Source organism: Pseudoalteromonas sp. 10-33 (assembly GCF_001469195.1).
GTDB lineage: Bacteria > Pseudomonadota > Gammaproteobacteria > Enterobacterales > Alteromonadaceae > Pseudoalteromonas.
Window position 1 is genome coordinate 53,251 of record NZ_LOFI01000026.1, and the last position, 21,276, is coordinate 74,526.

The following is a 21,276-nucleotide window of genomic DNA, read 5'->3' on the forward strand; positions in this document are numbered from 1 at the left end:
AAGGCCTTATTCAGCGCGCCATAGGCATTGGCCGCCTTCTTTGTTTACAAGATCCAATCTGGCTTCGTGTGCGCTTTGCTCTTCATCTGTGGCGCGTAATACAACCAATGGCGATCTTTCGCTGGTTAAACGTCTTATACCACCTTGCTGTTGCTCGCTACCATCATCTTTATTTTGATTTAAGTTTAACTTTGTTTGACCGCCTGTCATGGCAAGATAAACATCAGCTAAAATCTCAGAATCCAGTAACGCGCCGTGTAAGGTCCGTTTAGCGTTGTCTATGTCGTAACGTCGGCATAACGCATCTAGGTTATTCTTTTGACCAGGATGCAAATCACGCGCCATTTTAAGCGTGTCGAGAACTTGACAGTAATCATGGGTATTTGGAAAGCCTTGATTAAGCAATGCAAATTCATTATCCATGTGGCCCACATCGAACGGGGCATTATGAATAACAAGCTCAGCGCCTTTTATATAGTCAAAAAACTCTTGTGCAATATCGCGATAAAGCGGTTTGTCGCGTAAAAATTCATTAGTAATACCGTGAACGTCAATCGCTTCTTCTTCTATGCTACGTTGCGGATTAATATAAACATGAAAGTTATTACCTGTTAAACGACGATTTACTAACTCTACACAACCAATTTCTATAATTCGGTGCCCTTGTTTAGGGTCTATGCCGGTGGTTTCTGTATCTAAAACTATTTGTCTACGTGCCATATCGAATTAAGCCTGACTCTGGTATCTTTCTATAATCACTTTATTGTACATAAGATCAAGGTAAAACAGTGCAAAAAACCGTAGAGATTTACACCGATGGCTCATGCTTAGGTAATCCAGGCCCCGGTGGTTATGGTATTTTTATGATTTATGACGCCCATGAAAAAAAATTAAGCCAAGGCTATAAGCTCACCACAAACAATCGCATGGAAATGCTCGCGGCTATAGTGGCACTTGAATCACTTAACCGTGCCTGTGTTATAAACCTAACAACCGATAGTCAATACGTAAAACAAGGTATTGAGTCATGGATTTCAAATTGGAAAAAACGTGGCTGGTTAACGTCAGCTAAAAAGCCAGTTAAAAATGTAGACTTGTGGAAGCGCCTAGATGCAGCTTGCAGCCAACACACAGTAAATTGGAAGTGGGTTAAAGGTCATAGCGGCCATAAGTACAACGAAATAGTTGACGATTTAGCTCGCGATGCAGCTGGCAGCAAAGATTTACTCGAAGATGTAGGCTACCAACCTTAATTTATTTGCTGCTAGCGGTTGTCACTTTTTTGGTCGCACGTTTTATAATGCTGCTTGGAGGTTTGCCTAAGCCCCGCCCCTTTCACAGGCACAAACTGTGGTCGAGCATGCCACTTAGGCTTTATTGGTGTAAGTGGGGCAACGCGCTTTCGAGCCACCAGCATATAAACACTGCCCATTGGTTTTAAATATTGCTTGGCAAATGATCGCCAAAATTCAAAACGTGATAATCTGTTCCCCCTCGCTAGTGATGAGTAAATAAATCGCTCGTCACTTACAATTTCAAACCCCAATAAATTTAGCCAATCTTTTACTCTTGCAGGGGTAAAAAATCGTCCTGTCCAAGGTAGTTTTTGCCCGCTAAACGGCAACATTTGCGCTAGCCCACACAAACTCAAGGGATTAAACCCTGTAATTAAAACGTAGCCGCCAGGTATAAGTGTTCGATGAGCTTCTCGTAAAATGTGGTGTGGATCTGAATGGTACTCTAAGCAATGGCTTAAAATACACGCATCAACGCTATGCTCGTAAAAAGGCAATTCGTCTATGTCTGCCACTACCCCAGTGTAAGGTCCCGGCTCTGCGACACACACTTGGTGCTTAATGGTACTTAAACTTGTATTTAACTCACCGCTTAAATTACCTAACTTAAGCATATGGTAACCAAACATACGTGGTAGCCAATATTGCATTTTACGTTCAATATCAGCTTGCAAATAATCCCCGTGAGGGAACTGCTGCCACGACAGTGGTTTGGGTCCTTCTTGAAAACTAAGGGCTGGTTTCATTTTATGAGCTCGTTATACTATGCGTTAAGTGTCACTTTATAGAGCAATTTAACATGGTGCAAGTCAAAGCAATTAAAGCCTTTTCAGATAATTATATTTGGTGTTTAACCACTGAAAATAGCCCTCAAGCATGGGTAGTTGACCCCGGGCAGGCTGATCCTGTGCTAGCGCATCTTGCAGCACAAAATTTAACATTGGGTGGCATTTTAATTACCCACCACCATTACGATCATACCGATGGAGTTGCGCAACTAATAAATCAAAACCCGACAGTTAACGTATACGGACCTAAAAACAGTCCATTTAAAGGCATAACGCACCCATTGGTTGATGACGATTATATTGAAGTTTTAGGTATTAGCTTCAAAGTGTTAACCACCCCAGGGCACACACTGGATCATATTTGTTTTGTGAATAACAACATAGCATTTACTGGTGATACCTTATTCAGTGGTGGCTGTGGCCGTTTATTTGAAGGTACTAGTGAACAAATGTGGCATTCTCTTAACAAGTTAAAAGCACTGCCTGCAGCGTGTAAAATATTTTGCACTCACGAATACACACAAGCAAATTTAGCCTTTGCCAAAGCCGTTGAGCCACGCAACCCTGCGTTAATTGCGCACAGTGAGTTAGTAGATGAGCTAAGGAAAGAAGATAAAATTTCCTTACCAACCACAATCGGAAAAGAGCTTAAAATAAATCCGTTTATGCGTAGCGACATTCCAACTATTACAGAAGAAGTACCTGAAGAATATATCTTGGTTACAAAAAACAATGAACCTTGGCGTAACTTTGCAGCTCTTAGAAAGTTCAAAGATAATTTTTAGCGCATATACGTTTAATATTTAAAATCAATAACTTGAAATATATGAACACGTCCGACTAAGTGCTGTAATTGTCATAAAGTGGTAATGTTAGTTTATAAAAGGTAACATTTGCCGAGTTTTTTTACCCGATGTATTGGTATTTATGAATAAATCTCCTCTTATAATAACCTTGGCGCTTGCGCTAAGTGGTTGTCAAACATTGACCACCTTAGACTCAAACTCCCAAGAAGCAAATCAAGCCAGTGAGCAGCTTGAAGGTGCGAGCCCAAATGATATTAACAATGCATTAATGGTAAACGCGCAATATCAACAACTAGATAGCGATGAACTAAAAGCGCCGGTGTTTGACGATGTATGGGAGCGAATTCGTTACCAATTGTCGATTAATGTTCCTCAAAACCGCCCAGTTGTGGCCGAGCGTAACTATTATGCAAAGCATCAACGTTATTTAGACCGTATTTCAAAGCGTGCAGAGCCTTATCTTCACTTCATTGTTGAAGAAGTAGAAAAACGTGAGATGCCAATCGAAATTGCGCTCCTCCCTATTGTAGAAAGCGCTTTTGATCCCTTTGGCTATTCTCATAGAACGGCCTCGGGTATTTGGCAATTTATGCCACAAACAGGTGAACGTTTTGATTTAAAACAAAACTGGTGGTACGACGGTCGCAGAGATATTGTGCAATCAACCCGTGCAGCATTAGATTATTTGTCTTATCTTCACAAAACACTTGAAGGTGATTGGCTCAATGCCATAGCCGCTTATAACTCCGGTGAAGGGCGCTTGATGCGCGCAATTAAAAAAAATCGTAAAAAGCATTTGCCTACCGATTTTTGGTCATTAGATTTACCAAGAGAAACCACTGCTTATGTACCAAAGCTACTGGCACTGGCTGACTTATTAAAACGCTCGGATGAATTTAATGTAACGTGGAAACCTATTATCAACGCCCAAGTGGTAGACGTTGTTGATGTAGGCTCACAAATAGACCTTGCTCTTGCTGCCGAAATGGCAGACATGACATTAACCGAGCTTTACAGGTTAAACCCAGGGTTTAATCGTTGGGCTACTGATCCAAATGGCCCGCACTCTTTGCTTTTACCCATTGATAAAGCACAGCAGTTTTCTGAAAAACTTGCCAATACTGATATTAAAAATAGGCTTCGTTGGCAACGATACGTGGTAAAAAGCGGCGATAGCTTGTCTGTGATTGCTAAAAAATTTACCACTAGCAGCAGCGCAATTAGATCTTTGAACAAGCTCGATTCGAATACAATACGCATTGGACAAGAGCTATTAGTGCCGTTAACCGACGGTGCAATAAATAGCGAGCACTTACCAAAGCAAATGCGTATGGCTGCTAATAAAACATCACGCACTAAGCTTTCTCACACCGTGAAAAGTGGAGATACCTTATGGGATATTAGCCGCGAATACGATGTCACAATGGATGAATTGGCAAAGTGGAATAAGCTTAAAAAAAATGCAGTGCTGCGCTTAAATCAAAAGCTCACAGTGTATAAATCTCAAAATACAACGGCCAGCGCATCTAAAAGCACTAACCGCACGATTACGTACAAAGTGCGAAGAGGCGATTCACTTGCGCGTATTGCGTCTAAGTTTAATTTAACGGTAAGCGAGATTATTAAATGGAATAATTTAGCTGGTCAAAAGTACTTACAACCGGGGCAAAAATTAAAGCTTAAAGTGGATGTAAGAAGCAGTTAACTACAGCAAACAAAAAGGAGCGCATGCGCTCCTTTTTGTATACCAATAAAAATTAACCTGGTAGCTTTTCAAGCCATGCTTTTAGCCAAGGCTCTGTAACTGGCCAAGGCTCAAAATCCTCACACGCGTCAATTTCTAAACGGTTACCGACAGGTTTTGCTTGTAAATCACGTAACAATTCGTCAAAGCTTCGACCTGCACCGCAAAAAGTGTCACCATAGCTTCTGTCGCCCATAGCAACAACACCAAAAGGCTTCTCTGTAAGCATAGGGAAACTACTATTAAGCGCATAATATAAGCCAGCTAGGTTACTTGGCACGTCACCCTGCCCTGTGGTTGAGGTAACAATTAATATATTTGATGCGTTTTTAATATCGTCAAGCGAAGCCTCTGTGATGACCGTGGCGCTATGATCTGCTTGTTCAATACAGGCTGCTATATCACCGCTTAAACGTTCAGCACCACCATTTACAGTGCCTACAAAAATACTAATATGTGCCATTAATAATCCTTCTCTTCGTTCGGCCAACCAAGTTGCTCACAAATTTGCAGCATATCATGACCTAGTGGCGCTTTAATCGTTATTGGTTTGTTAGTGTAAGGGTGCACAAAACTCAGCTCAGTTGCAAACAGCATTAAGCGTCGTAATTCAAAGTGATCCCTAAAAAATTGGTTGTGTTGATTGTCGCCATGATTAACATCACCAATTATAGGTAACGATAAATGCTTTAAATGCCGGCGAATCTGATGCTTGCGCCCTGTTTTAGGAAAACACTCGACTAATGAATACCGCACCGTTGGGTATTTGCCTATAGGAATGGGCAATGCAGCTTGATACAAACAATTAAACTGAGTTTGCGCCTCCTGTGGCGCTTTGTTTTGATCTGCAAATTTATCGGCAATTTTATCAAGCTCTTCTTTTAAAGGCTTATCTAAAAAAACCGACTCAGGGGCAAATCCTCGAACCAAAGCTAAATATCGTTTAGAAATAGTGCCCTCAATAAAAAGCTGATTTATATCGCGAGCAGATTCTGAGCTAAGTGCAAAAAGTAAAACTCCTGACGTGGGCCTATCAAGCCTGTGAACAGGAAAAACGTGCTGGCCTAACTGATCGCGCAACATTTGCATAGCAAATTGAGTTTCATGTTTATCTAAAAAGGAACGATGCACCAATAGCCCTGACGGTTTATTAATGGCAACAAAGTTTTCGTCTTGGTACAAAATGTCGAGCTCGCCATATTCAGTAGGCGCTAGGCGCTCACTCATGCGGTTCTCCTAATAGTGTATCTAACTGTGTCAGCACCTCTATAATTTCATCACTCCCTGATTTATTAATCAAGGTCATTTGAGCCATGGGGGCAATAGCAAAGTTTCGCGGTAATGGTTGATTATGAGTGATTAAATGCTGCATTTTTTCAATAAACACAAACTGCAACCACTGTTCAAACGCCATCGAATCGTGACAAAAAGGAACACTAGAATTTAGTGCTTCTGCTGAAATTGGCTCAGATTGCCAAAGTTGATGCTTTTGTAATAGTGCCTTTAATTGCACTAAAAAAGCTTGGGTTTGTTGGTACATAACCACCCTCTTTTTAAGTTATACGGCAATTATACCCTGTTCCCACACAGCTCGCTATGGCGTATAATTGGCCCAATTTGCAGTTAAAAAACAATCGGGAATACAATGAGTGATCAAATAGCAACCTTAGGCCAACTTTTAGATGGTGCTGGCACGCAATGGCGGGCTTTTGATATTGGCAGGCACATTACTAAACTCGATAAACAACAATTTTTAGCTATTGAACAAGCTCAAGTACCTTACCCTTACCCGCTTGCTGGTCATGCTTGGCTTGCAATTCAATTTTGGGATGCCAAAGCGAGTAAAGAACCTTATGTGTGGTTTTTAAAATTTCCGCTTGATGAGCAGAGTAAATTAGTCAGTGCAAGTCGTGATCACTTTGCCGATATGGTTATTCAAGCAATTGGCACTGAAATTACGGGTGAAAAAGCAGAGGGGAAGCTTGATAATAACCCTTATGTATTTACACCTAACGCAAATAAACTGGCTGCATTTAACGCGCAAGTTAAAGTGTTACTAAAACAACCCGCTTCTCAATACTACGAATACGCGCAGCTATACTTTAGCGCAAAGTTGGGCTTTGATAATTGGCAAACTGTTGCACTGCAAGGCATTGCTGATTTTGCTCTGCGTCTTGATAACGATCAAAACTTAAGTAACTTGAAAAAAGCGTGGACGCATTTACCCCTTGAAGTATTGCAACCACTTAGCGCAATGCTTGAACATGTAGAAATACCGCCAACGTTGAGCGAGCTTTTGCTGGTGCACGGTCAAACAGCGATTGAGAAAAATGATACCGTAGCTTTAACCGCTGCTCTTCGCTCAATCTCTAAAGGTAAGGCGCAAGGCCTATGCGCACAACTTGTTGATGCGACATTAAACTCATCGCTTAAAAGCGACTCGGACGTACTTTTAACTATTGCTGGGCGTTGTTTTAAACAGTTAGACGACCCTGAACGATTGCATATATTTATGGATAACTGTGCACAACATCAAAAAATAGAGGCGCTTTTTCCAAGTATTTTTGCTGATCTAGTTGCAATACCGACCATTCGACCTCACCTATTAGGTTTATTACGAAAAGAAGATCGAAGCGAAGCCCTCGCTCGTGCAATTGGAAGGTTATTCTCTTAAATGGCAAGTTTATGGACGTTTATATTAATTGGTAGTGTTATTTATTTGTTTTGGCTAAATAGAAAAGTTGCCGAAGCGGCTAATGTTCATGCTAAACGTCAATGTGAGCAATTAAATGTGCAACTTATGAGTGTTGCTTGCACAAAGCGTCGTTTTGGTTTTCTAAAAAGTGGTAAACCAGGAATAAAAAGTGAGTTTTCATTTGAGTTTTCAAGTGACGGTGAAAATGCGTATCAGGGAATGCTTATTATGGAAAATGAGTTTTTAAAAAGTGTTGTCGTTCCACCACACAAAATCTGAGTGATCTTATGCATTTAATGTATAAAATTATTACAATTGTATAGCACAAAAAACTAAGGCGTAACTAAAGTTACGCCCCAATTGGACTGCTTCCTGCTAGATATCCACTATCTATAATCCGTTTTTTCATCCCCTGAACGAGTAAACAACCCTGTTTACCCTCACATTGCATCATGCAATATCCATCGCCACCTTGGCAAACCCACGTAAACTAACGCTTGGCTAAATCTATAGCATCATCCATGTCAATCCTTTAAAGTAGCGCCCTGCCACTTTGTGCATCCTGCGGCGTCCCTTCGCTTTCCCGGCATTCACGTACAATCTAATACGCGGCTGCGTCCTGCAGCTTTATCCTTTATATCCCTAAAGTAGCTCCTGCCACTTAGTGCATCTTGCACTTCCCGTTCATCCTTGCTGTCCTTGTTAACTTGTCCTTTTTGCATCCTGCTAGCATCTGCTGTTTTGCCTATTCCTTATCCGTGGCAGTAGCTTATTCGTTAAGCTATGTCTTCTTGACAAGGTAAAGTTTAGAGCAAACGGGAGGAGGAAGTAGTATGTGAGATAAAATAATTCTTTGTCATAAAAAAGAACAAATTTATAAACCAATGAAAAACAACAAGTTAAATTAAAAAAGGCGACTGAATAGTCACCTTTAACTGATTACTCTCACGTCAATGTAAGATATATCGCACGGACTTATGTCCGTTTGGGCGCATTAACTTACACGCTATGGGTTACACTTTTAACCCGATGCACTTTTAAATAGTAACTCACCAGCAACTTGGTTAAACGTAAGCTGTTTAAAAGTCAGAAATCCTTCAGATTTAAAAAGTTCTGTATGCTCACTACGCGTTACAAATACTGCCAATCCAGAGGACTCACTATTTGCCTTTACCAGCTCATCAAGCCCTCTGAGTAAATACCGACCAAACCCTTGCCCATGAAAATGCGGATCCACTGCAATAAAAGCTAAAAAGTAATAACGGCCTTTTTCTTTGAGCGTATCTCTAATCGTTTGTTCTTTTTCTATTAACTGATTAGTTTGCAAATAACCCGCACTTAGCATTAATTTTAAACGCCAATGCCAATAACGCTGAGCTTGAAGTTGACTTGTAGAATCGAACATACAGGCCACGGCTTTTAATTTGCCACTTCTATAAAGTCCAATTAACGGTTGCTTCTCTTGCCAAAAACTACTGAGCTCTTCACGTATTAACGCGCGTAACTTTTTTTCGTAAGCTGATTTATTATCTTGATCATAGCTAAGCATTGTTTTTAATACAGGGTCATCATGGTACGCCTGATAAATTAAACTTGCGGCAGTACTTATATCCTCTGCTTCGATGTATTGTACGCTGAACGTTTCTGCGTGTGCGGTTATACTCATTGTATGTCCTTTATTGTTTTAGCCGTAAATATAATCAAAGCTTAATTACTAAAGCTATACGCGAATAACTGCATTTACGAGTATATTTAACCTAATATATAAATACTAAAATCCTATATTGCGCCGTTTACCCACTATAGGGGATAAATAAGGTCACGTTACTTGTTATTTTTACTATCCTTAATCAACCTCTTAACAAAGGGGCTGGCAATTTATTATTCAGAACCTAAATTACTATATACCTAAAGTATTTAACCGACAATTCAGCTTGAGTTTAGCTAGCGCATTGTAATGTTAAGCCTTAAAGTAGTTTTTGTTTATTTAAAGGAGTCGTACCATGGATACTACTAAACACGATATTCATACATTATTTGCACAACTTGGTTTACCAAATTCAGAAACTCAAATAGATGAATTTATTGCCTCTAATGAGTTACAAGACACAACTCTACTTCAAGATGCAGCATTTTGGGATGAAGCACAACAACACTTTTTAGCTGAATCGCTTGCTGAGGATGGTGCTTGGAGTGAAGTGATTGATGAGCTAGATGTTCGCCTTCGCCAAGGTAAATAAAAATTTAACTAGATAGCTGTTTAAATGCCTTTAAAAATATTAACCCATGATGATTTTTAAGCTTGCACTTTCATCATGACTCTTGCGAGTACAAGGCTAATTTACAGGTCAATATTTAACTTATTTCAAACTTACTCAAGGTAATTAGCGTTAAAATTAGCTAGTAGACGTAGGTTTTTATCCTAAGTATCAGGTTATTTAATGTAGCCTACTCGTTTTATTGCTACCATAGCACCCGCGCAGCATACACATGCTGCGTTTTATTTAATTTAAGAGTTATAAATATAATGAATTCAGTTGTATTTGATGCAATTCAAGTCCTTTTAGATGAAGGCAAAACACCCACGGTCGCATTAACTAAAAGTCGCTTAGCCCAACCAGTTCCTATGCCAATGATTATTGCAGCTGTGAGCCAATACAAAAATAACCCGGATTCTATAAATAACTTTGTTAAAACCGCGCAGCAGCCAGAAAATGCTGAGCTAAAAGCAAGCCAACTAGACAGAATTGAGCAAAAACTTGATCAATTACTTGCACTTCTAGAACGAAAATAATTTGAGACTATAAATGTTTGTTGTTGATTTAACATTTGATTGTTACCAAGACACTACCCTAGAGCAAGCCGAATACGCTATTAATCGATTAGTGAACGCCTTGCGGTTTAACGGGCAAATAATGGGAGAAGAATTTCCCACAGTTTTAAAAGACGGCTTTTTTATAACCCGTGTTATGTGCCCAACCGAAGACGCCATGCACCCACTAAATAATAGCCCTTTTGTTAAACATAGCATTGAAAAACTGCATAATGCGGGGTTATTAGCACCTAAAGTAAAAGTTATTGGCCAAGATATTCACTCTAATGGAGCCGATTGCTGCACTGAGCCATCAAGTTATATTTTATACACTACTTATGTGCATACATGCAGCCCTCTATATTGTGGCGACGACTTTTTACCTGTGCCATTATTTCGCATCCCAGCTATTGCCAATGGCGATTATAAAACGCTTATTAAGTGGCAAGAAGATTGGCAAGCATGCGATAAAATACAAATTAATGGCGCAACACGCTGTGAATTTCCTGCTCTTGAGGAGATATCTAGTACACAAAGTGATTTATACCGCCGTGGAAAAGATATAACCAAACGCATTAGCTTTTTAACTAAAAAGCCCGTTTATTACTATTTATACCGTGTTGGCGGTGTAGATAAAGCCTCTGAACTTGAGCGTAAATGCCCTAGCTGTAATAGCGATTGGAAACTAGATGAGCCATGGTTTGGGCTATTCGATTTTAGATGTGAACCGTGTGGTTTAGTCTCTAATGTGTCGTGGGATTTTCAATAGCCATTACCAATGACTTTTTAAAATCAGCTCAGCGATCTTGCTAAGCTGATTTATTAATGACGTTTTATACTTCAAGCGCTTTTAAAAACGACTCTATAGTAGGTGCAAGCACATGATGCGTTTTTTTACCTACATGTTCTAAACATACTTCCCCTGTATGAATTAACACACTCACCAATAAATCTTCTTTATCTGTTAAACCAATGAACACAGTTTCTGGCTGTTTTAGCTTTCGCTTCATTAATACATGGCCAGTTATATTTTGTTGAAGCATATCAAAGTCGTCGCTATTCCATGCTTGTAGTAGTTCAATTTGATGGCCGTCAATTGTAGCTAACACACTACCGCCATACATGTGTCCATAAAGCTCGCTTAACGCTGTTGGAAACTCAAGCTCAAGTGCATTAGCTAAATTGTTCAATGAACCGGCTGGTTGTTGGCGTATCCCCTTCCATTGAATATACCCTTGCTCATCAACCTCACCAACTTCACACGGGCTCGGCCATTGCGTATCGTGCATGATGAGTGGGTACTTTGCGGTATTTTTAAGGGTATTTTCGCTAAATTGTTTGTGAAGTTGTTCTAACTGCATCGCAACAGACATACTGTGAAACTCATTTAAATTAGATATAATACGCACATTGTAACTATTTAAGAGCAAACATGACAGATTACAGCAACTCTCCAGATCTTAAAGGCAGTGTATTAGGGCAGTCTACCGAATACGTAGATGTGTACACACCCAGCTTGCTTTTCCCGATTGCGCGCAAGCTAAATCGTGATGCTTTAAATATTGATGAAGCCCAATTACCCTTTAAAGGCCAGGATATTTGGACCGGTTACGAGCTTTCTTGGTTAAATGCCAAAGGCAAACCGCAGGTAGCCATTGCTTTATTTACTTTTGAGTGCCAAAGCAGCCATATTATTGAGTCTAAATCGTTTAAGCTCTATTTAAACAGCTTTAATCAAACTCGTTTTGAGAGCATAAACACAGTTAAGCAACATTTAATTGACGACTTGTCAGCCGCTGTAAAAAGCCCAGTGCAAGTGACATTGTACAAAGCCGACGATTTTAACTGCTTACCTTGTAGTGCGCTTCCTGGCGAGTGTATTGATGAGTTAGATATTGAAATTGATAACTACGATATTGATGCCTATTCACTTAAAGCACAAAGTGATGAAATAGTAACAGAAACGCTCAATAGCCACTTGCTAAAATCTAATTGCTTAATAACGTCTCAACCAGATTGGGCGAGCATTATTATAAGATACACAGGCGAGAAGATATCTCGTGAATCGCTGCTACGTTATTTAATATCGTTTAGAACACATAACGAGTTTCATGAGCAGTGCGTAGAGCGTATTTATAGTGACTTAACCACGCAACTCAACATTAAAGAGCTTGAAGTGTATGCGCGTTATACACGCCGAGGCGGATTAGACATAAACCCATACCGTTCTACGCATTATAACGAAACACCGTTTGCCGTTAAGATTAATCGTCAGTAAATACGTTAAACACTCAAACATAAATCTTAAGAAAGGAGCCTCAGCTCCTTTTTTAAAGTTTAAATAACGCGCTTTGTTGGGATAGGCATACCACATACATCAACGTAATTATACGATTGGACAAACCAGGGTTCTGTTCGGCTTTTACGCGCATTTATGAGCTGCTTAAACGATGCTGAGTCTGTCTTCATTACTTTAAATGTGGTTGCGTCGGTTTTAATATCAGCCAACACTTCAATATTCGTTATTGGATTAAACGCCAGCCCCTCAGCGGGTAAACGCTGCAAACGATTAAAATGCTCCATACCCTCAAGCACTCTTCCAAAAACTGTAATATTTTTGTCTAGGTAACGCGCTGCTTGACCAATAGTGACAAAAAACTCAGTACTTGCGCTGTTTATATCGTTACCACGTGCCATTGCAAATACACCATTGCAATGCACTTGCCATGTTTGAGTCTGTGTTTGGTTTTGCGCAACAGCAAAACTATTTAAAAACCCCGTAACAGGCGCGTATCCATCGCCTTTTAACTCGGTAATTTTTAGTGGTTGCGATGTTGGTAAATAAAACTCTGCTGGTACGGTTTTATTCGCTGTTTTTATTTCTTTTTTACCCGAGCTGTCGCCACCTTGTGCTACAAACCCTTCTACAAAACGATAAACACGGGTATTTTTATAAAAGCCTTCTTGCGCCAACGTTTTAATATGTTGCGTGTGTTTTGGAGCTAGTTGTGGATTTAATACTATGTAAGCCGAACCAGTAGGTAGCGTTATTTTTAAAATATTTTCGGGGTCGACCACTTGCCACTCATCTGCAGTTGCATTTTTTATTACATCATTGGCACTAAGTGGTGTTTGTATATTTATAACGGATTTATTGTTAGCAGTTGTAGCACACCCGCTCAGCAAAAGTGCCATAACATAAATTGAAAAACGTGCTTTCATATTCAACCTATTATTTTTATTATTTAAAAGTAGCCTTAAGCAATCTAACTTACCTAACGCGTTTATTGTTTAATCCCAGTCAAACTTATAGAGCACATCAACATTTTGGTATAAACCACTGGTTACCTCTATATAGAGTTGCGACAACAATTGGTAACGAATAGCCACTTCACTGAGTGACTCAAATACCCCAACGCTGTATTTAACTTGTAAGCTTGGCGCAACATAGCCTGAAATTTCTACCTTGGTGCTGTCACCACTTCCTGACGAACTTAAACTGACGTCTGATAAACCAAATGTTTCACCTACCTTCGAGACAACCCCTTCGCTTCTACTGACCCCTTGAGAAAGTAGTAGCTGAGCAAGCATAGCGTTGCTTGATGCTCCCTCTCCCTCTCCTAACGGTTGCCCATTGAGTAAATATGCTAAGGTATGGGCCTGATCCATTGCAGGCTCAGAAAACAGTTTAAGAGTGGGTTGTTTAACATTCCCCGTAAGCGTAACACCAGCTATAACACCATTTGCTGTATTAGCTGGGTTTCTGATTGCTTTAATATTCAAGTAAGGGTGTTCGATGGAGCCACTAAAGCCCACCTGGCCTGTTCTTATAATTAAATTTTGCCCAAATGCTAAATAAGTGCCATTTATTAAATTGAGCTCACCTGTTGCAATAATTGGAACACCTTGACTCATTTTAATCGCTAAATCACCAGCCACTTTAGACTCTAATCCGAACGACTCTACTTTAACGTCATTTTTAACAATGACGTTTAAGTCTATGTCGTAATCAAATGGTACCTTTTCGTTTGTTTCAGTTTTTTGATCAACAATAATCTCATCGTCACTAACCTGCACAGCGCCTTCTGGAAGCTCTTCAATCGTAATGCGACCATAAGGTACAACTACCTCACCCGCTAATTTAAGTGCATTATTGGCTAACCCTATTTTTAAATCTGGCGATATTTTAAAGGTAACGCCTTGCTGCGCGCGTACAAAAAATTGCTCGCCTTGCACACTTACATTTACTTCAGGTTGCTCACCTTGCCAATCAACATCACCGTTTAGCTTTACATTGCCACCTTGATTGTCGTTTAAATTGCCCTCTATTGTGGCGGTCGTTTTATCAAATAATATGTTTATATTTGATTTTTGTAGCGCAATAGGAAGCTGTTCACCCTCAAGGTTTATATCGTTTATATTAAGCTCACCATTTAATAATGGGTCTTTTAACGTACCCGCAAGTGCAACCTTACCGCTAATATCACCTTTTAATTGCTCGAGAGTTTCAATAAAGGGTTGTAAGTCTGAAAGTAATATTTTATCAATATTAATAGTGCCATTAAGCGCCTGCGTATTTTGTATGTCATCGATATTAATGTGTGTATTAATTTTGCCTAATACGCTTGATTCTAAATTAGCTTCAATCTGCCCCTTTTGAGAATCTGAATAAGCGCTTAGGCTTAATGAGTCTATTGGTAATCTAAAGCGATCTTCTTCTGAGGTTAAAACAGTGGATAAGTCACTTGCGTTTAAATTTGCGCGTAATGTTTTAAGAGCGCCAGCATTCCAATTGAGCGCCACATTACCTTTTACATCACCACGTGTGCGAATATTATCGGGTAAAAAGTGTTTTAATTCTTCAAGCGCTAAGTTACTTAATTTAGCATTCAGTTGCCCAATTTCTTTTGTTTGAGCCAGTGTATCTATACATAATTTACTTCGATCAGACGCCCAACAATGCGCACTCACATCAAAATCACTCGTTTGACTGTTAAACATAACGGCAATATTTTTGGTATTACTAAAACTAAGCTTTTTATCGCTAAGTGTTACATTACTTACCTCACCATTCCAGGTAGCGTTATTAATTTTACCATTTACTTCAAGCTCAACACTGCCCTGCTCGGCATCAACCGAAGCGGTTAGTTGATGATCTGCTTTGTCGCCAATTGCATCTATTTTTATGTTATTTATTTGCTGATGACCCACTAACGCTGAGCCGACATTTACTGACACATCTGTTTGCCAATCGGCAGCGGTATCTAATTGGCCTTTTACATTGAGTTGATTAATATTAATGTCATCAAAAATAAAACTATCGAGTATTAGCGCTAAATCGACTGAAGGCGTTAACCTCTGCCCTCTTACTTTTAAATCGGCGTTGCCGTTTGCAATAAATGGCATGTTAGCCTCTTCGTTGCTTTTAAGCGTTATTTTACCGTCGACTTTCCATGTATCATCAACTTGGCCGCTAAGTACCAACTTATTCGTGCCACTACTTAAATAAAGGCTGTCGATATTTGCCTCTAGTGTATTGTTTAGCTGAAAGTTTGACGCAAACTCAAGAGGGACTTCGTTTAGTAATCCGCTTAGCTTAGTATCATCCATTTGTAGTTGCCACGAGCCTTCTTCCGCATTGAATGAACCTTTAAATTGCCCTGAAACATCGCTAGTGGCCGCATCCGTCAAATACTGTGCCTTAAGATTTGAAAGCGAGCCTTTAAACCCCGCTTTAATGCCCTGCTGCCAATTAATATTAGCTTTTACAATCGCGCTACTTTCATTGGCTTTAATACTTAATGTTTCAAGCACGGCTTGCGTTAAGCCACCTGTTAACTGTGTATTGAGGTCAACAGCCGGGTATGCCCCTAACTGGCTAGTCGCTATTAAGTTAAGTTGGTAATCATCGGCATTGCCTTTGGCATTTAAGCTAACATTATTTACTTTTAGCTGGTTGCTTTGCGCATCAATAACCCATTGATTAATTTTGCTGTTCAACTTAAACGGGTAATTTTGTTGCTTTAAATTAGCGTTCGCAGTTAACGTGAGTGGGTATTGGCCACTCGTTTCTAAATTCAAATTCAGGTTAGCTAAATCACCGTTTAGCTCTAAATTTGCTTGGTGTTCATTACTGTTTAAAGTCACTTGGCCTTTTAAAGGCAAGTTACCGGCAAGCTCGGCATCTAATTGGGTATTAAGCTGCCACTGCTCGTATGTGGCTGAAAGCGACTGCACATTAATAACGGTGTCTTCTACACTTAATAGCAGCGAAATATTTTCGATATTATGCTGCGCATCGCCCTGCTCAATTGTTACTTTTGCGATATCAAAGGCTTCAATGGACAAATCAATGGGTGATGTAAATTCAATATCAGGAAGTGCTGGTAATTGCGTAAGTACAGCTTTGTTGCTTTGAGCAGTTTGTGCCTTGGTAGGTTGTGTTTGCTCTTTTAAAGCAACAAGTATACTAGGGATATTTAAGCTTTTTACAGTGAGCTTTGAGTCCTTAATCTTAGCTGATAATTTAAAGTTATTAACGCTCACATCTGCACTAGGGTGGTTTAATGTAAACTCTTTGACCGCTATATTTTTTAATGAAACATTAAAGGGTAAGCTAATTTTTTCAAGGGGCTCAGAAGGCGTTTCATCTTGTATTTGGGCTGTTTTTAGCAAGCTGAATTTTATAGATTTAGCGCTTAAGTTATCAATGCAGATACCATCACACTGCCACCAAAATAAATCGATTTTTAATTGCTGAGCCTTAAAATCTAAATCGTTGTTTTTAAAATGAACATTAAAAGCATCATTATAAATAAAGCGGCCATCTTTAATTTCTATGTGTAATCCATCAACAACTTTATTTGCCGTGTAGGCAATAAATTGATTACCGGGTGCCGTAAATAATAAACAAAATACGCTAATAATTAGCGAGACTAAAATTGCACTTACTATGGCTGTTATTTTTTTTAATATTGGCATTAAATTTCTGGCCCTATGGTAATACTTAAACGTGTACTTTTACTCTCTTTGGTTAAGCCCCATGCGTGGTCTATTCGTATAGGGCCTACTGGCGTTAAATATCGAAAACCAAAACCAGCACCCACTTCAAACTCATCTGAAAAATCGTTCGTAGCGGTACCACCATCAACAAATAATGCTGCACGCCAATTTTGAGCAAACTGGTAGTTGTACTCCATAGTACCCGATAGCAAATACTTACCCCCTATTAGCTCACCGTCCTCGTTTTCTGGTGAAATTGACTGGTAAGCAAAACCACGAACACTTTGGTCACCCCCAGCATAAAATCTAAGCGAATAAGGTACATTATTTATGTCATCAACGAGCATTGCGCCAACGTTTGCCTTAAGGAAAACTAAATGCTTATTAAGGTATGTACGAAGCCATGCATGCTGTAATTGAACTCTCAATAAATTCGTACTGGAAAGTACATCATCTAAGCCAAACTCTGCTGAAATAAGCCATTGCTCCCCCCAATAAGGGGTAGTCCCACCTTTTAAATTTTTGCGAGCATAACTAATACCTGGCATTAACATTTCAGTCGACTCTTTTGGATCAGCGCCAAGACGAAACGTCTCTTGGTCTCTACGTAAAAACGCTGTTCTTACCCATTTATCCTTTGTAAGCCACTGCCTTTGTAGTTGCGCAGTTAATATCTCGCTGTAAGTATCATCAGCAAGTTCGTCTTCCAATTTATAACCAACTGAAAAACGCCATAAATCATCATTAGGGTCGTCTACAGGAACAGTGTATGCCATTGAGAGATCTTGTTGCTTTTCGGCGATATTCATATTTGTTTCGAGGTAATGGCCATCTTCTGTGATCCAAGGCTTACTCCACTTGAAGCGGACTCTAGGGCCTAAATCGGTACTAAAACCACCCCCTATTTCAAAGCTATTTGCAGGCTTAGGAACAACCTCAACTTTGATAGGAACCTGGGCGTTTTTACGCGCTGTAATATCTGCATAAACACGCACACTAGCAAAATAAGGTGTGCTTGATAGCTCAAGGTTATAGTCAGCTATGTAAGTTGACTGATATGGTTGTCCTTGGGTAAATGGCGCTAAAGAACGGATATATTTTTCAGCTGGCGTATCACTGGTAATTTCAATACTGCCATATTGATAACGCACACCGGTATTAATAACGAACGTAACAACGGCACTATTTTTTTTAATTGAAACTTCTAATTTGCGGGCAGGCCATTTAGCATCAAAATAACCACGCTCCAAAAGCATGGATTCTATTTTTTTATACGCTGATTCATATTTACCATGATTTAGCACTTCACCCTGTTTTAAATTGGTATTTTTTATGAGGGTTTGTAATTGTGTATCGCTCTTCCCTTCACCATTTAAAGTAATATTAATGCCGTCTATACGTGTAGCAGGACCGCGCTCAATTTTAACAACAAGTTCACTGTCGTCTTTGTTAAATTCAACCTCAATAGTTGGGCTATAGTAACCTAAGGCTTTTATGCTGTTTTGTACCTGCTTTTTGGCATATCGTTGAAGGGTTCTTGTTGGTTTTTCACCTTTAAGCTGCTTTAAGTAAAGCGCTACGTTTTTTTCTAAATCGCCATTTATGCCTTTAATTTTGTAGTCATCGATGACTCTGTCTGCCGCATAGGAATCTGCAGCCATAAAAATAGTGGCAATGCATATGCAACGTAAAAACTTAATAAACAAGTAAATATCCTTACTCTTATATACTACTTAAAACGAGCTAATGTGGCGCATATTAACATAGCCATAATGACCAACACATTAACTTAATGACAAACTCAGTCTAATTATGAAATGCGAAGAAGATAAAATTAGTACGCGTTATGACAATATTTTAGTTACAATAGTGCCAACGAACACAAAATTATTCTTAGATGAGTTTTTAATGCAATTTCCAGATGACGAAAACGGCCAGCTGTTAGCCGAAATATCCGCTGCAGGCGTCGATTTAAGTAAAATGCAGCAAATCGATTTTTTCATTTTATTTGAGCAACAAGCCGATGCTGATAAGTTTGCTAAAGATATTGTTTCTGATGCATTAGTACAAACCGCCGACGTTGAAAAATGTAAAGACACCGGCGTTTGGGAAGTAATTACTCATGTACAAATGGTACCAGAGCACACATTACTAGGCCAAGCTGAACAGTACCTAGAAAGTATAGCGAATAGCTATAACGGTTACGGTGACGGTTGGGGATTAATGGACGAAGACGCCGCTTAATATTTTAAAATCAGTTAAGTTTAACGACTTAACTGATTTGCCTTTCTAAAACTCCCTTTATAATCAAATAGCTTATCTGCTACTTTCCAACCATATTTTTTACTTTTGCGCGCAATCACAAAATCGGGTGGCATTAAGTCAAACTGCGCTTTAACTACCTGCTCTGCTGTTTTAAATTCTGTTGGTTTTTGACCATGCCCTAGCCGTTTACCAAATTGCCTGTTAAATATAAACTGACCGCCTTTATTACCCAGGTTATAAACTTCATCACAACTTGCACCGTCTTCGTCAAAATACGTAATTTTGATTAGTTCATCTTTAAGCTGAGTTACTGTTACACCGCTGCAGCGAAGCACTAACGCATCTTTTAAATTTAACGCATTACGAAGCTTGTCGTCTGGATCAGCCATTATGGCGCCACAATCGTGGCATTTACGAGCTGCAATATCATTCTGTGCACCACATTCTTCGCATTCTTTGAATCTAAACCGATAATCACATTGAGCTTTGTTGCCTTCATCATCTTCTAATAGGCCTTGGCAACGTCTACCAAAATGCTCTGTTACTTTACCATCGGAGTCTGTTTTGCCCCAAAATATATTGGCAAAGCCGCAACCAGGGCAAAGCACTTGGACAGGCTCGTTATCACTATCGCCTTTTTTATCACCTACTTCAGGGTGAAACAAATTAAATCCATTTCCTGCATAGTCGATTACAAGGCAGTCCGTTTTCGATTCTGATAATCGTAAGCCCCGCCCTACAATTTGTTGGTATAAGCTAACAGACTCTGTAGGGCGTAAAATAGCAATAAAATCGACATGTGGCGCATCAAAACCAGTTGTTAACACTGACACATTAACCAAATATTTTAATTTTTTACTTTTAAATGCAGAAATGATTTTATCGCGTTCAATATTAGGCGTATCGCCTGTAATTAGCGCGCTTTGAGCTGCTGGTAAATAGCTTAATATTTCTTGAGCATGCATAACTGTTGCCGCAAAAACCATCACACCTTTGCGCTGCTGGCTATATTCTATTACTTGTTTGAGAATAGCCTGAGTGGCTCGCTCGCTATTTTTTAAAAGTGCATTCATATCATCGGCAGTATACTGACCAAACACGTTAGTCTCTAAAGAAGAAAAATCGTAATGGTTTATAGCAGCATCGACTTCATCAGGGGGGGTTAAATAGTCGTGTTTGATCATGTATCTAAGCGGTAATTCAAATATACAGTTTTTAAATGGGCTTTCTTTTGTCCCTTTAACAAACCCATGATAGTGATGATGGTATATCCACCCCATCCCCAAACGATAAGGCGTAGCCGTTAAACCCAATACTTTTAAATGAGGATTATACGTTTGTAATGCACTTATAACTTTACCGTATTGGCTTTTTTTATCACCGTTGACTCTATGGCATTCATCAATAATAAGTAGAGAATAATGCTCATTGAGTTTATCTAAATTACGTGAAAGTGATTGCACACTGGCAAAAGTGACTTGATGGGTTAATGATTTTTCTTTTAACCCTGCGGAAAATATACTCGCCTCTAAACCAAAACTTTTATATTTTTGTGAATTTTGCTCTACAAGTTCTTTAACATGAGCAAGTACCAATATTTTTTGTTTAGCTATACGCGCAAGCTCAGCGATGACTAAACTTTTACCCGCCCCCGTAGGTAAAACAATCACTGCGGGATCATTGGTTTTTCTAAAATGAACAACAGTGCGTTCAACCGCCTCTTGCTGATAGGGTCTAAGTTTATAGCTCATTCAAAGATACAATAATGTTTGATAGGTACAATCTTAACAAAAACCTGATTAGATTATTCTACTTATGTCTTCTTATTATATAAGAGTTAGACAAGTGTTTCATCCAGATATCATTTTT

21 protein-coding genes are annotated in these 21,276 nt (G+C 39.3%); 10 read left to right on the forward strand and 11 right to left on the reverse strand.

The genetic code is table 11. The features are described 5' to 3' along the window. Positions 1 to 6: 6 nt before the first annotated feature. Positions 7 to 720, reverse strand: coding sequence for a DNA polymerase III subunit epsilon (gene dnaQ, locus ATS76_RS15675; RefSeq protein WP_058552822.1), 714 nt, complete (start codon positions 718 to 720; stop codon positions 7 to 9). A 68-nt stretch (positions 721 to 788) separates the two neighbouring features. Between dnaQ and rnhA the strand changes: the two genes are divergently transcribed. Further along, positions 789 to 1,253 carry a ribonuclease HI gene (gene rnhA, locus ATS76_RS15680; protein ID WP_058405644.1) on the forward strand — a complete coding sequence of 155 codons (465 nt, stop codon included), beginning with the start codon at positions 789 to 791 and terminating at the stop codon, positions 1,251 to 1,253. 11 nt (positions 1,254 to 1,264) lie between these two features. Here rnhA and ATS76_RS15685 read toward each other — a convergent pair whose 3' ends face one another. Continuing rightward, a complete protein-coding gene (locus ATS76_RS15685; RefSeq protein WP_058405645.1) occupies positions 1,265 to 2,041 on the reverse strand; it encodes a class I SAM-dependent methyltransferase in 777 nt (258 codons plus the stop codon). 53 nt (positions 2,042 to 2,094) lie between these two features. Here ATS76_RS15685 and gloB point away from each other — a divergent pair, with 53 nt between their 5' ends. Next, entirely contained in the window at positions 2,095 to 2,868 is a 774-nt protein-coding gene (gene gloB, locus ATS76_RS15690; RefSeq protein WP_058552823.1) for a hydroxyacylglutathione hydrolase, read from the forward strand. Positions 2,869 to 3,010: 142 nt separating this feature from the next. After that, positions 3,011 to 4,594: a lytic transglycosylase gene (locus ATS76_RS15695; RefSeq protein ID WP_058552824.1), complete on the forward strand. Its 1,584-nt coding sequence runs from the start codon at positions 3,011 to 3,013 to the stop codon at positions 4,592 to 4,594. Positions 4,595 to 4,646: 52 nt separating this feature from the next. On the opposite strand, the gene ATS76_RS15700 is transcribed toward ATS76_RS15695, so the two are convergent. The 3 genes from ATS76_RS15700 to ATS76_RS15710 are packed head-to-tail and all read right to left on the reverse strand — an operon-like array spanning position 4,647 to position 6,173. Continuing rightward, a complete protein-coding gene (locus ATS76_RS15700; protein WP_058552825.1) occupies positions 4,647 to 5,096 on the reverse strand; it encodes a flavodoxin in 450 nt (149 codons plus the stop codon). Beyond that, positions 5,096 to 5,860, reverse strand: a complete 765-nt coding sequence (truC, locus tag ATS76_RS15705) for a tRNA pseudouridine(65) synthase TruC (RefSeq protein WP_058552826.1) — start codon at positions 5,858 to 5,860, stop codon at positions 5,096 to 5,098. Before truC ends, ATS76_RS15700 begins: the two co-directional genes overlap by 1 nt. Further along, positions 5,853 to 6,173: a YqcC family protein gene (locus ATS76_RS15710; RefSeq protein WP_058405649.1), complete on the reverse strand. Its 321-nt coding sequence runs from the start codon at positions 6,171 to 6,173 to the stop codon at positions 5,853 to 5,855. The genes truC and ATS76_RS15710 overlap by 8 nt, the downstream gene beginning before the upstream one ends. 105 nt (positions 6,174 to 6,278) lie before the next feature. On the opposite strand from ATS76_RS15710, the gene ATS76_RS15715 reads away from it, so the two are divergent. Both ATS76_RS15715 and ATS76_RS15720 read left to right on the forward strand, forming a co-directional pair. Then, positions 6,279 to 7,307, forward strand: a complete 1,029-nt coding sequence (locus tag ATS76_RS15715) for a DUF3549 family protein (RefSeq protein ID WP_058552827.1) — start codon at positions 6,279 to 6,281, stop codon at positions 7,305 to 7,307. Beyond that, positions 7,308 to 7,607 carry a DUF3301 domain-containing protein gene (locus ATS76_RS15720; protein ID WP_010557125.1) on the forward strand — a complete coding sequence of 100 codons (300 nt, stop codon included), beginning with the start codon at positions 7,308 to 7,310 and terminating at the stop codon, positions 7,605 to 7,607. A gap of 742 nt (positions 7,608 to 8,349) precedes the next feature. On the opposite strand, the gene ATS76_RS15725 is transcribed toward ATS76_RS15720, so the two are convergent. Further along, positions 8,350 to 8,994, reverse strand: a complete 645-nt coding sequence (locus ATS76_RS15725; protein WP_058552828.1) for a GNAT family N-acetyltransferase — start codon at positions 8,992 to 8,994, stop codon at positions 8,350 to 8,352. Positions 8,995 to 9,331: 337 nt separating this feature from the next. Between ATS76_RS15725 and ATS76_RS15730 the strand changes: the two genes are divergently transcribed. The 3 genes from ATS76_RS15730 (at position 9,332) to ATS76_RS15740 (ending at position 10,909) form a co-directional block, all read left to right on the forward strand. After that, the gene (locus ATS76_RS15730; RefSeq protein WP_058552829.1) at positions 9,332 to 9,568 is read left to right on the forward strand and encodes a DUF2789 domain-containing protein; all 237 of its coding nucleotides are present in this window, start codon (positions 9,332 to 9,334) and stop codon (positions 9,566 to 9,568) included. Between the two features lie 287 nt (positions 9,569 to 9,855). Then, on the forward strand, positions 9,856 to 10,122 hold the full coding sequence (locus ATS76_RS15735) for a hypothetical protein (protein WP_058552830.1): 267 nt from the start codon (positions 9,856 to 9,858) through the stop codon (positions 10,120 to 10,122). Positions 10,123 to 10,135: 13 nt separating this feature from the next. Continuing rightward, entirely contained in the window at positions 10,136 to 10,909 is a 774-nt protein-coding gene (locus tag ATS76_RS15740) for a Zn-ribbon-containing protein (protein ID WP_058552831.1), read from the forward strand. A 64-nt stretch (positions 10,910 to 10,973) separates the two neighbouring features. Here the strand turns inward: ATS76_RS15740 and syd are convergent, their stop codons facing one another. Beyond that, positions 10,974 to 11,513, reverse strand: a complete 540-nt coding sequence (syd, locus tag ATS76_RS15745) for a SecY-interacting protein (RefSeq protein ID WP_058552832.1) — start codon at positions 11,511 to 11,513, stop codon at positions 10,974 to 10,976. A gap of 59 nt (positions 11,514 to 11,572) precedes the next feature. Between syd and queF the strand changes: the two genes are divergently transcribed. After that, positions 11,573 to 12,418 (forward strand): NADPH-dependent 7-cyano-7-deazaguanine reductase QueF, encoded by an 846-nt coding sequence (gene queF / locus ATS76_RS15750; RefSeq protein WP_058552833.1) that lies wholly within the window; start codon positions 11,573 to 11,575, stop codon positions 12,416 to 12,418. Positions 12,419 to 12,477: 59 nt separating this feature from the next. On the opposite strand, the gene ATS76_RS15755 is transcribed toward queF, so the two are convergent. From ATS76_RS15755 to ATS76_RS15765, 3 genes are all read right to left on the reverse strand, one after another. Beyond that, positions 12,478 to 13,362: a peptidylprolyl isomerase gene (locus ATS76_RS15755; RefSeq protein WP_058552834.1), complete on the reverse strand. Its 885-nt coding sequence runs from the start codon at positions 13,360 to 13,362 to the stop codon at positions 12,478 to 12,480. 69 nt (positions 13,363 to 13,431) lie between these two features. Continuing rightward, positions 13,432 to 17,121: an autotransporter assembly complex protein TamB gene (gene tamB, locus ATS76_RS15760; protein WP_058552835.1), complete on the reverse strand. Its 3,690-nt coding sequence runs from the start codon at positions 17,119 to 17,121 to the stop codon at positions 13,432 to 13,434. Next, on the reverse strand, positions 17,121 to 18,848 hold the full coding sequence (locus tag ATS76_RS15765; RefSeq protein WP_058552836.1) for an autotransporter assembly complex protein TamA: 1,728 nt from the start codon (positions 18,846 to 18,848) through the stop codon (positions 17,121 to 17,123). Before ATS76_RS15765 ends, tamB begins: the two co-directional genes overlap by 1 nt. Before the next feature lie 202 nt (positions 18,849 to 19,050). Between ATS76_RS15765 and ATS76_RS15770 the strand changes: the two genes are divergently transcribed. After that, on the forward strand, positions 19,051 to 19,386 hold the full coding sequence (locus ATS76_RS15770) for a ribonuclease E inhibitor RraB (protein WP_058552938.1): 336 nt from the start codon (positions 19,051 to 19,053) through the stop codon (positions 19,384 to 19,386). A gap of 20 nt (positions 19,387 to 19,406) precedes the next feature. Here ATS76_RS15770 and ATS76_RS15775 read toward each other — a convergent pair whose 3' ends face one another. Continuing rightward, positions 19,407 to 21,158 carry a DEAD/DEAH box helicase gene (locus tag ATS76_RS15775; protein WP_058552837.1) on the reverse strand — a complete coding sequence of 584 codons (1,752 nt, stop codon included), beginning with the start codon at positions 21,156 to 21,158 and terminating at the stop codon, positions 19,407 to 19,409. Positions 21,159 to 21,276: the final 118 nt, after the last annotated feature.